This is a genomic window from Streptomyces phyllanthi (assembly GCF_009377205.1).
GTDB classification, from domain to species: Bacteria; Actinomycetota; Actinomycetes; order Streptomycetales; family Streptomycetaceae; genus Streptomyces; species Streptomyces phyllanthi.
The window spans coordinates 1-10504 of the sequence record NZ_VJZE01000328.1 but is presented as its reverse complement, the minus strand read 5'-3'; the positions used below and the strand labels follow the sequence as shown (position 1 = coordinate 10504).

Here is a 10504-nt window from a genome sequence, read left to right as displayed (position 1 = left end):
CCGCGAAGGTCCCCCGCCTCCCCAGCCCGATCTCCGTCGCCACGGCGTTCCGCCCCGCGCCGGGGACGTACCCGTGTGCTGCTCTTCCATGACGGCCACGCTAGACGCCGCACACCGCCCGGGGCGTCACCCTGCCGAGGCGATCACACGTACTCCCCGCGAAGTACGCCCCGCGTGCCCTCCTCGGTCCCGAACCGCCGCTGCGGCCGGCGCCGCGACCGCGGGAGGCCACCGGTTCGCGCCCCACGAGCCGCATCGTCACCGGCAGCAGGACGACGCCGATGAGGGTCGCGTCGACGAGGATCGTCAGGGTCCTACCGATGCCCGGCTCCTTCAGGACCTGACGGCGCCGCCCGCACCGGTGACCCGACACAACGGAGTTGTTCGACCGGCCCCGGAACTGAACACTGCTCACAGGGCGCGACGGTCCAACGCGTCACGCACGCTCCACGCGCTCGCACGTCCCGCTCGCTCGCACCTTCCACAGGAGGAAAGCGCATGTCCACGCACGTGCAGAAGCCCGGCTGGTTCACCGTGAACGTCCTCAACCGCGCCGTCGCGTGGCTGACCCGGCGCGGCGTCAGCGTCCGGGGCTCACGGGTGCTCGCCGTCCGCGGGCGCAAGAGCGGCCAGTGGCGCACCACTCCGGTGAACCTGCTGACCGTGGACGGCGAGCACTATCTGGTCGCGCCGCGCGGTCACGTCCAGTGGACGCACAACATGCGGGCCGCGGGCGGGGGCGAACTGCGGCTCGGGAAGACCGTGGACGTGTTCACGGCGACCGAGGTCGGCGACGACGACAAGGGTCCGCTGCTGCGTGCCTACCTCAGGAGATGGAAGGCCGAGGTGGGCGCGTTCTTCGGCGGCGTCGGCCCGGACTCGTCCGATGAGGAGCTGCGCCGGATCGCCCCGGACCACCCGGTTTTCCGGATCACCGTCACCTCCTGAGGGACGCCCCTCCGGTCGGTCGCCCTTCGGCTCACCGGTCCAGCTTCGGCTCATCGGTCCAGCGCGGTCAGGGCTCGCTGGGCCACGGGGTGACTGCGGACGATCTCGCCGAGCGACGTCGAACCGCGCGCGATGTCCATGAAGGCCTTCCACGCGGGCCGGAAGCCGGTCAGGGCCGCGTGGAACAGGCCGGGCCTGCGCTCGAACACCGTCAGCAGCCGCTTGCCGACGCTCATCTCGACACCGAGCCCCGCCTTGACCGCGAACGCGTAGTTCAGCGCCTGGCGCCGGGTGTCCACCGCGTCGTGCGCCTCCGCGATCCGTACGGCCCACTCCCCCGCGAGCCGCCCGGAGCGCAGCGCGAACGAGATGCCCTCGCGGGTCCACGGTTCCAGCAGTCCCGCCGCGTCCCCGCACACCAGCACCCGCCCGCGCGACAGCGGCGAGTCGTCGGTGCGGCAGCGCGTCAGATGCCCGGAGGAGACGCTCGGCTCGAAGCCCGCGAGACCCAGCCGGCCGATGAAGTCCTCCAAGTACCGCTTCGTCGCGGCGCCTTCACCGCGCGCCGAGATGACCCCCACCGTGAGCGTGTCCCCCTTGGGGAAGACCCACCCGTAACTGCCGGGCATCGGCCCCCAGTCGATGAGCACCCGGCCCTTCCAGTCCTCGGCGACGGTCTCCGGCACGGGGATCTCCGCCTCCAGGCCGAGGTCGACCTGCTCCAGCTTCACCCCGACGTGTGCTCCTATGCGGCTGGCGCTGCCGTCCGCGCCGACGACGGCGCGCGCGAGCAGCGTCTCGCCGCCCTGTAGCACCACGGCGACCGTGCGCCGGTCCGGCACCGCGGACCCGTGCTGCTCGACCCGCGAGACCGTGACGCCCGTACGCAGTTCCGCGCCGGCCTTCTGCGCGTGCTCGACGAGCTGCTGGTCGAACTCTGCCCGGTTGATCAGACCGAACAGCATCTGCCGGGAGCGGCGGGTACGGGAGAAGCGGCCGTTGTGCGAGAACGTGACCGCGTGCACCCGGTCCTTGAACGGAAGTTCGAAGCCGGGGGGCAGCGCGTCGCGCGAGGGGCCGATGATGCCGCCGCCGCACGTCTTGTAGCGGGGCAGCTCCGCCTTCTCCAGCAGCAGGACGCGCCGTCCCGCGACCGCCGCCGCGTAGGCGGCCGAGGCCCCCGCGGGTCCCGCGCCCACCACAACGACGTCCCACACCCGCTGCACGTCGTCCGCCGAAGAGTTGTCGCTGCTCACGATGGTCTGCTGCTCCCGATCCGCCGCCTGCCGCCGCCCCCGGACTCCCGGCTTCGCCGGAGCGGGGGCCCATGTCCACCGCATCCTACGGCGGGCGTCACCGCAGGCCACTGTGGGAGGATCGGCAGGCGCATGTGCCCTACACGGGTACGCGCCCGCGCACCCAAGTACCCATCAGTACCTGCCAGTACCCGTCAGTACAACGTCGCAGTACAACGTCGCACCCACAAGGAGCGTGCCCATGTCGTCGCATCCGGTCGCCGAGACCGTCGCCTCGCTGATGCCCAGGGCGAAGGAGGAGCTCACCGAGCTGGTGGCCTTCAAGTCGGTGGCGGACTTCGCGCAGTACCCGAAGAGCGAGAGCGAGGCTGCCGCGAACTGGGTGGCCGACGCGCTGCGCGCCGAGGGTTTCCAGGACGTGGCGCTGCTCGACACCCCCGACGGCACGCAGTCGGTATACGGCTTCCTGCCCGGCCCCGAGGGCGCGAGAACCGTCCTCCTCTACGCCCACTACGACGTGCAGCCGCCGCTGGACGAGGCCGCCTGGACCACCCCGCCGTTCGAGCTGACCGAGCGGGACGGCCGCTGGTACGGGCGTGGCGCCGCCGACTGCAAGGGCGGCGTGATCATGCACCTGCTCGCGCTCCGGACGCTGAAGGCGAACGGCGGTGTCCCCGTCCACATCAAGGTGATCGCCGAGGGTTCGGAGGAGCAGGGCACGGGTGGTCTGGAGCGGTACGCCGAGCAGCACCCGGAGCTCCTCGCCGCCGACACGATCGTCATCGGCGACGCCGGCGACTTCCGCGTCGGCCTGCCCACGGTCACCGCGACCCTGCGCGGTATGACCATGCTGCGGGTCGGTGTCGACACCCTTGAGGGCAACCTGCACTCGGGACAGTTCGGCGGCGCGGCACCCGACGCGCTGGCCGCGCTGATCCGCGTGCTGGACTCGCTGCGCGCGGAGGACGGCTCCACGACGGTCGACGGGCTCACCGCCGACGCCGAGTGGGACGGTCTGCAGTACGGGGACGAGCAGTTCCGCAAGGATGCCAAGGTGCTCGACGGCGTGTCGCTGATCGGCTCCGGCACGGTCGCCGACCGCATCTGGGCACGCCCGGCCGTCACCGTCCTCGGCATCGACTGCCCACCGGTGATCGGCGCGACCCCGTCCGTGCAGGCGGGCGCCCGCGCGCTGGTCAGCCTGCGGGTCCCACCGGGCGTGGACGCGACCGAGGCGACCAAGCTGCTCCAGGCCCACCTGGAGGCGCACACCCCGTGGGGCGCGCGGGTGAGCTGCGAGCAGGTCGGACAGGGCCAGGCGTTCCGCGCGGACACCTCAAGCCCGGCGTACGAGGCGATGGCCAGGGCCATGGCGGTGGCCTACCCGGGCCAGGAGATGAGTTACGCGGGCCAGGGTGGCTCGATCCCGCTGTGCAACACCCTCGCCTCCCTCTACCCGGACGCCGAGATCCTCCTGATAGGCCTGAGCGAGCCGGAGGCCCAGATCCACGCGGTCAACGAGAGCGTGTCCCCCGAGGAACTCGAGCGCCTCTCGGTGGCGGAGGCACTGTTCCTGCGCAACTACGCGGCGAGCTAGACAAGTCGGGCGCGCCACCGAGGGGGCGGGCGGATCCGGTCACACGGGTACGCCCGCCTCCAGGTACAGCGCGGCGCCGCGCTCCCGTGCCCGCAGGGCCCATCGCAGGCGCTCGTACCGTACGGGCGGCAGCAGGTCGGCGGCCTCCTCCTCGGTGACGAAGCGCCAGCCGCGCAGTTCCGGGCCGGGCAGGACGGGCCGCTGGTCCCCGTCGATGTCGAGGCGACCGCCGTCGTACAGGAGGCGCAGTCCGCCGTAGCGCGGGGGCGAGGGCGGCTCCCAGTCCACGACCAGCAGCCGGGGCACGTCGTCGAGCCGTATGCCGGTCTCCTCGGCGACCTCGCGGATGCCCGCGCGCGCGGGGGCCTCGCCGGGTTCGACGACACCTCCGGGGAACTCCCAGCCCGGCTTGTACGTCGGATCGACGAGGAGCACCCGGTCCTGCTCGTCGAACAGCAGAACACCGGCGGCGAGGGTCTCGGCGGTGGGTTCCGGGGTCTGCACGATGTCGCACACGGGAGCGTCTCCGGTGCGGACGGCCTCCGCTATGTACCGGGCGGTCTCGTACGGGTTCTGGGCACTGGTGTCGACGAGGTGGGCGTCGGCGGTGAGCCAGGAGGCGAGGGCCGTGCGGTAGGGCTCGATGTGGTCGTACGCCCACTGCCGTACGCGTATCTCCCCGTCGGGGAGGTCCGGGGGTATCTCCCGGCCCGCTATTCGCTCCCGCAAAATCGTTTCGGCCGGGGCGAGGAGCACATGCCGTACCGGAATCCGGCGCGAGGCGAGACCGCCGAAGATCTCGTCGCGGTAGTCCTGGCGCAGCAGGGTCATGGGAACCACGAGGGTCCCGCCGAGCTCGGCGAGCAGGGCGGCCGCGGTGTCCACCACGAGCCGTCGCCAGCTGGGCAGGTCCTGGAAGTCGCCGACCTCGGCGAGGCGTTTGGCCGGCAACATGTGTGTGAGCGCTCCGCCGATGACCTCGGGGTCGAAGAGCGTGCTGTTCGGGATCAGTTCGATCAGTTCCCGTGCGGTGGTGGTCTTCCCCGCACCGAACGCACCGTTGATCCAGACGATCACGGTTCCCCCTCTTCTGTTGGACCCCTGAGGCTTGCCCGCTCCACCCTGCCACGGAAACCAGCCGCTGATGAGGCGCCGAACACACGACGCCGGGCCCCCCGCCCCTGAGACGGTGAACCCGGCGCGCGTACGGATACCGCCGGCCCCGCCGACCCCCGGGCCCCAGCCGTACCGGTGGCACCAGTGGAACCAGTGCTGCCGGTGGAACCGGTGCTGCCGGTGGCTCGGCCGGTGACGGCCGCCGCGGTCTCAGCCCTTCCGGTCGCCCTGCCCTCCCTGTCCCGGCGTCCTGCCGTCAGCGGCCGGGCCGTGGTCGGCGATCGTGCGGTCGAGGGCTGATGTGCTGACGGTGTCGTCGGCGTCCAGGCCGCCGGGGGCTCCGGGGGCGCCGACGTCGTGGCCGTGGGACGGGGTGATGGCCGCGACGACGAATCCGGTGGCCAGGGAGGCGATGGCGAGCATGCTGCGCTTCTTCATACCGGTTCAACTGCGAAACCGGCCGGGAGTCACGCGTCCGGGGGCGACTCGGCCCGCCGGCGGACCGCGGACAGCAGATGCCGGACACCGCACCCGTGCCCACCGGTACCCATGACCGCCCGTCGGTAGAGGCCACCGGCCGGTCCGGGAAAGACGGCCCGGGTCTCGGCGCGCAGCCGCGACCGGCCCGGACCATCCGGTTCGACACGGAAGATCAGGGCGTACGTCGAGAAACGGTGGCGCCCCTCGAGGACCAGTTCCCGTCCCGGGACCGCGACGGCGACCCGGAACCCGGGGATCGTCGAACCCGCGGCTAGGGGCCGTGGGCCGGTAGCGGTGTGATCGGGGCAGCCGACGAGTCTCGCGTAGCGGGCCGCGCCGGGCCGCGAGAAGGACCGGTCCAGCGTCTCGGTCAGACCGCGCCAGACGTCCTCGGGTCCGGCCGCCACGAGAGTCGTGTGCTCGTCGACGTACGGCAGCGAGGCGATCCGCATCTCCGCCTCCCTGCCGTCCGGTCGCAGGGCGACCTCGGGCCTGCGTCGCACTCCACCCTACGTGCGCGGCTTCGGGTGGTGACCGGATTCGCCCGGTGGGGGCGGAGTGAACTCAGCGCGTCATGGGAACTCGCGCGTCATCAGAACTCCGCCCGCCCCGGGCGGCGTCACCATCCCGACGTGTCACACCGCCGTGGCGCTCGGCTTCCGGGCCAGTGCCGCGGCGGCCGCGCCGACCAGTCCCGCGTCCGTGCCCATCTGCGCGGGTGTCACGGTCAGCCGCTGGACGAACGACAGCGTGGCGTAGTTCTTGAGCGCGGCGCGGAGCGGAGCGAGGAGGACGTCGCCCGCCTTGCCCACTCCCCCGCCGATCACCGCGATGTCGATCTCGACGAGTGTCGCGGTGGCCGCGATACCGGCCGCCAGGGCCTGGGCGGCCCGTTCGAAGGAGGCCAGGGCGACGGGGTCACCGGCCCGCGCGGCGGCGGCCACCGCGGCGGCCGAGGTGTCGCCGTCGGGGCCGGGCAGCCAGCCGCCCTCCAGAGCCCGGCGGGCGATGTTGGGGCCGCTCGCGATGCGTTCCACACAGCCGCGGGAGCCGCACGGGCACGGGTCGCCGTCCAGTTCCACGCTGATGTGGCCGATGTGGCCCGCGTTGCCGGTCGGCCCCGGATGCAGCTGCCCGCCCAGGACGAGCCCGCCGCCGACCCCCGTGGACACGACCATGCACAGCGCGTTGTCGTGCCCGCGCGCCGCGCCCTGCCAGTGCTCGGCGGCCGTGATCGCCACACCGTCGCCGATCAGTTCGACGGGAAGGCCGCCCGTGGCCGCGCGGACCCGTTCGACCAGCGGATAGCCGCGCCAGCCGGGCACGTTCACCGGGCTCACCGTGCCGGCGGAGGCGTCCACCGGGCCGGCGCTGCCGATGCCGACGGCCCGTGCGCCGCTCCACAGCGGGGAGGCGGTCAGCTCGCCGAGCACCGCTTCGACGGCCCGCATCACGGTGTCGCCGTCCTCCTGCGCGGGCGTCGCGCGCTGGGCGCGCACCAGGATCCGGCCCTGGTCGTCCACCAGGCCTCCGGCGATCTTGGTGCCGCCGATGTCGAGCGCGGCCACGAGGTCGGTGTGCATCAGTGTCAGTTCTCCCGCTGCTGTGTCGTACCCATGGGACCGGGAACGTACCGGGTTCTCCGGCCGGAGGGCGGCAGCACGACGCGCCTCTTCGCAGAGGCGCGGGCCGGAGAGACGATGATGGACAGTCTCTCCCGGACGTGACAACGTTGTCCAGGCTCTATGCTCGACGACACATCCTCATACAAACCCATGGACCACCGCAGCCCCATGGACAACAGGACAGGACACCGCATCGTGCCCGAGACCGCCCGCCGAGCAGACCTCCTCCCTGACCGCCGCTCCGGGACCCGCTACGGCAACCGTCCGACGATGAAGGACGTCGCGGCGCGGGCCGGAGTCGGGCTCAAGACGGTCTCGCGCGTCGTCAACGGCGAGCCGGGGGTCACCGCGGACACCGAGCGCCGGGTGCAGGAGGCGATCGAGGCGCTGGGCTTCCGGCGCAACGACAGCGCGCGGGTACTGCGCAAGGGCCGCACCGCCAGCATCGGCCTGGTCCTGGAGGACCTCGCGGACCCCTTCTACGGCCCGCTCAGCCGCGCGGTCGAGGAGGTGGCGCGCGCCCACGGCGCCCTGCTGATCAACGGTTCCAGCGCGGAGGACCCGGACCGCGAGCAGGAGCTGGCGCTCGCGCTGTGCGCCCGCCGTGTGGACGGGCTCGTCGTCATCCCGGCCGGTGACGACCACCGCTATCTGGAGCCCGAGATCAAGGCGGGCGTCGCCACGGTGTTCGTGGACCGTCCGGCCGGGCGCATCGACGCCGACGTGGTGCTGTCGGACAACTTCGGCGGTGCCCGGGACGGCGTCGCCCATCTCATCGCGCACGGCCACCGCCGGATCGGCTTCATCGGCGACATGCCCCGTATCCACACGGCCGCCGAGCGTCTGCGCGGCTACCGCACGGCCATGGCGGACGCGGGCATACCCGTGGAGGACTCCTGGACGTCGCTGGGCGTCACCGACCCGCAACGGGTAAGCCGGGCCGCCGAGGAGATGCTCTCCGGCCCCGAACCCGTCACGGCGGTCTTCGCGGGCAACAACCGCGTGACGGTCACCGTCGTTCGGGTCCTCGCCGAGCACCGGCGCCCGGTCGCCCTCGTCGGTTTCGACGACTTCGAGCTGGCCGACCTGCTCCAGCCCGGCGTCACGGTGGTCGCCCAGGACGCCGCCCAGCTGGGCCGCACCGCCGCCGAGCGCCTCTTCCGCCAGCTGGACGGCATCCTCGTCACCCCCGAGCGCATCGAGCTCCCGACCCGGCTGATCGCCCGCGGCTCGGGCGAGCTGCCCCCGGCCGGCTGAGCCGCGCGTGGGGGGACGGACACTGGAGGAGCTCGGTCTGGCCGTGGCTCCGCGCGACGAACCGCTGAGCTATCCGGGCGCGTGGCCCCGGGAGTCCGGACTCCTCAAGGGCGACCTGCTGTTACCGCTGGCCCCTCCCCCACTCTCGGCTTCTCCCCCGAGCTCTGGGCTTCGCCCGCTCATGAGGGACCCCCATGAGCGGGAGGACCCCCGTGCCACGTTCGAAGGCCGCGTCCCCGTGCTCGCCGTCGGCTCGAACGCCTGCCCGGGGCAACTGCGGCACAAGATGGCCGAGTACGGCATCACCTCGCCCATCCCCATGGTCAGGGCCCGGGTCACCGGTATCGACGTGGGCGTCTCGGCACATGTGAGCCTCATGGGGTACGTGTCGGCGGCGCCCTTCAGCGTGCCCGACGTCGTACGGGAGTTGTTCCTGATCTGGCTCGACGCCGAACAGCTCGCGGTCGTCGACGCGAGCGAGGGCGTCACCTCGCCGACGGGCGCGTACGACCGTGCCTGGCTCCCCGCTCCCGACGTGCGGATCGAGCCCGAGTTCGGACAGCCGCTCCCCGGCGCGTACGCGTACGTCAACCGCCACGGCGTCCTGCACGACGGGGACGGCCGGCCGCGCGGGCATCCGGGCGAGCGCGCCCTGCTCACCGAACTCCTCGTCGCGACTCCCCGGTTGAGAGAACTCTTCGGCGTCACTCCCGAGGAGTTCTGTGCCCGCGCCCGCCTCGACAGGGAGCTGTGCGCGAGGGGAACCAGGGTGTTCGCCGAGGAGAAGCTGGTGGTCGCGTCCGGGCTGGAGCGTTACGTGAGGGGGCAGCGAACGGAAATCTCCGGCACCGGACCCGGCTCGCCGTTGGCGCCGCCCTCGTGGTGATCGCTCAGAGCACGGCGGAGTTCGTCAGATCAGCCCGCCGCGGCGCCGCGAAGCCCTCCAGGTCGGACCGGGTGAGACCGCCCGTCGCCCCGGACACCTCGTCGAGGTCGAGAGCGCCGCAGTCGAGGCCGCGCAGCAGGTAGCCGCTGAGCGCCTTCGCCGTCGCGGGCTCGTCCATCACGTCGCCGCCCGCGCGGTTGGCGTACCGGGAGAGCCGCACGGCGGCCTGCTCGTAACCCTCCCGGTAGAAGGCGAACACCGCCGCGTACCGGGTGGGGATATGGCCGGGGTGCATGTCCCAGCCCTGGTAGTAGGCACGGGCCAGGGCACGGCGGGTGAGTCCGTAGTGCAGCCGCCAGGCGTCGTGAACCTTCTCGGTCGTCCCCACCGGCAGGACGTTGGTGGAGCCGTCCGAGACGCGTACGCCCGTGCCCGCCGCCGCGACCTGCATGATCGCCTTGGCATGGTCGGCGGCCGGGTGGTCGCTGGCCTGGTGGGCGGCGGAGACACCGAGACAGGCGCTGTAGTCGAAGGTGCCGTAGTGCAGTCCGGTGGCACGGCCCTCGGCGGCGTGGATCATGCGGGCCACGGTCGCGGTGCCGTCGGCGGCCAGGATGGACTGGCTGGTCTCGATCTGGATCTCGAAGCCGATACGGCCGGGCATCAGACCGTGCGCCTTCTCGAAGGCCTCCAGCAGCCGGACCATGGCGGTGACCTGCTCGGCGTACGTCACCTTGGGCAGTGTGAGGACGAGCCCGCCCGGCAGCCCGCCGGCCTCCATCAGGCCGGTGAGGAAGATGTCGAGCGTGCGGATACCCCGGTCGCGGACGGGCGCCTCCATGCACTTCATACGGATGCCCATGTACGGGGCCGCGGTCCCTTCCCCGGCCTCCGGCCGGGAGGTGCCCTCGGCGGACGCCTCCGCGATCAGCCGGGCCGCACGGGCCGCCGCCTCGTCCTCCTCGGCGTCGGGCCGCGGCCCGTAGCCGTCCTCGAAGTCGACCCGCAGGTCCTCGATGGGCTCGCGCTCCAGCTTGGCCCGCACGCGCTCGTACACCGGCTCCGCGAGGCCGCCGTCGAGGCCGAGCACGGTCGCGAACGAGGCCGCGTCCGGGGCGTGCTCGTCCAGGGCGGCGAGGGCCCGGTCACCCCAGGCGCGGACAGTGTCGGCGGCGAACACGTCTCCGGGGACGTAGACGGTGTGAACGGGCTGACGGGTACCCGGGTCTCCGGGGTAGCGACGCTCCAACTCGGCGTCGACCTGGGCCAGGGAGGCGCCGATCTCCTCGGTGACCGCGCCCGTGAGACTCGTCGCCGGCTTCTCCTGCCCGCCCTGCCC

Annotated in this window: 11 protein-coding genes; 4 read left to right on the top strand and 7 right to left on the bottom strand. The window is 72.6% G+C overall.

The window, feature by feature from the left end; genetic code table 11:
• Positions 1–100: 100 nt before the first annotated feature.
• The gene (locus FNH04_RS32650) at positions 101–415 is read right to left on the bottom strand and encodes a hypothetical protein (protein ID WP_152789469.1); all 315 of its coding nucleotides are present in this window, start codon (positions 413–415) and stop codon (positions 101–103) included.
• 83 nt (positions 416–498) lie between these two features.
• Between FNH04_RS32650 and FNH04_RS32645 the strand changes: the two genes are divergently transcribed.
• Positions 499–948 carry a nitroreductase family deazaflavin-dependent oxidoreductase gene (locus tag FNH04_RS32645; RefSeq protein WP_152789468.1) on the top strand — a complete coding sequence of 150 codons (450 nt, stop codon included), beginning with the start codon at positions 499–501 and terminating at the stop codon, positions 946–948.
• Between the two features lie 50 nt (positions 949–998).
• On the opposite strand, the gene FNH04_RS32640 is transcribed toward FNH04_RS32645, so the two are convergent.
• Positions 999–2204 carry a geranylgeranyl reductase family protein gene (locus FNH04_RS32640; RefSeq protein WP_322724489.1) on the bottom strand — a complete coding sequence of 402 codons (1206 nt, stop codon included), beginning with the start codon at positions 2202–2204 and terminating at the stop codon, positions 999–1001.
• A gap of 241 nt (positions 2205–2445) precedes the next feature.
• Between FNH04_RS32640 and FNH04_RS32635 the strand changes: the two genes are divergently transcribed.
• Positions 2446–3801 (top strand): dipeptidase, encoded by a 1356-nt coding sequence (locus FNH04_RS32635; RefSeq protein ID WP_152789466.1) that lies wholly within the window; start codon positions 2446–2448, stop codon positions 3799–3801.
• Positions 3802–3840: 39 nt separating this feature from the next.
• Here the strand turns inward: FNH04_RS32635 and FNH04_RS32630 are convergent, their stop codons facing one another.
• From FNH04_RS32630 to FNH04_RS32615, 4 genes are all read right to left on the bottom strand, one after another.
• Positions 3841–4878, bottom strand: a complete 1038-nt coding sequence (locus tag FNH04_RS32630; protein ID WP_322724486.1) for an NUDIX hydrolase — start codon at positions 4876–4878, stop codon at positions 3841–3843.
• Between the two features lie 249 nt (positions 4879–5127).
• Complete coding sequence (locus FNH04_RS32625; RefSeq protein WP_152789465.1) at positions 5128–5355, bottom strand: hypothetical protein; 228 nt, start codon at positions 5353–5355, stop codon at positions 5128–5130.
• A gap of 29 nt (positions 5356–5384) precedes the next feature.
• Positions 5385–5849: a hypothetical protein gene (locus FNH04_RS32620; RefSeq protein ID WP_152789471.1), complete on the bottom strand. Its 465-nt coding sequence runs from the start codon at positions 5847–5849 to the stop codon at positions 5385–5387.
• Between the two features lie 183 nt (positions 5850–6032).
• A complete protein-coding gene (locus tag FNH04_RS32615) occupies positions 6033–6980 on the bottom strand; it encodes an ROK family protein (RefSeq protein WP_152789464.1) in 948 nt (315 codons plus the stop codon).
• Positions 6981–7190: 210 nt separating this feature from the next.
• Between FNH04_RS32615 and FNH04_RS32610 the strand changes: the two genes are divergently transcribed.
• On the top strand, positions 7191–8279 hold the full coding sequence (locus FNH04_RS32610; protein ID WP_152789463.1) for a LacI family DNA-binding transcriptional regulator: 1089 nt from the start codon (positions 7191–7193) through the stop codon (positions 8277–8279).
• 7 nt (positions 8280–8286) lie between these two features.
• On the top strand, positions 8287–9165 hold the full coding sequence (locus FNH04_RS32605; protein ID WP_322724483.1) for a hypothetical protein: 879 nt from the start codon (positions 8287–8289) through the stop codon (positions 9163–9165).
• A 4-nt stretch (positions 9166–9169) separates the two neighbouring features.
• On the opposite strand, the gene FNH04_RS32600 is transcribed toward FNH04_RS32605, so the two are convergent.
• On the bottom strand, positions 9170–10504 hold a 1335-nt coding region (locus FNH04_RS32600; protein ID WP_152789462.1), incomplete at its 5' end, for a DUF6986 family protein.

Bases quoted from the DNA above. Each gene is read 5' to 3' on its own strand.
- FNH04_RS32620 (WP_152789471.1), bottom strand. From the start codon at position 5,849: ATGCGGATCGCCTCGCTGCCGTACGTCGACGAGCACACGACTCTCGTG.
- FNH04_RS32625 (WP_152789465.1), bottom strand. From the start codon at position 5,355: ATGAAGAAGCGCAGCATGCTCGCCATCGCCTCCCTGGCCACCGGATTC.
- FNH04_RS32645 (WP_152789468.1), top strand. From the start codon at position 499: ATGTCCACGCACGTGCAGAAGCCCGGCTGGTTCACCGTGAACGTCCTC.
- FNH04_RS32610 (WP_152789463.1), top strand. From the start codon at position 7,191: ATGGACAACAGGACAGGACACCGCATCGTGCCCGAGACCGCCCGCCGA.
- FNH04_RS32615 (WP_152789464.1), bottom strand. From the start codon at position 6,980: ATGCACACCGACCTCGTGGCCGCGCTCGACATCGGCGGCACCAAGATC.
- FNH04_RS32635 (WP_152789466.1), top strand. From the start codon at position 2,446: ATGTCGTCGCATCCGGTCGCCGAGACCGTCGCCTCGCTGATGCCCAGG.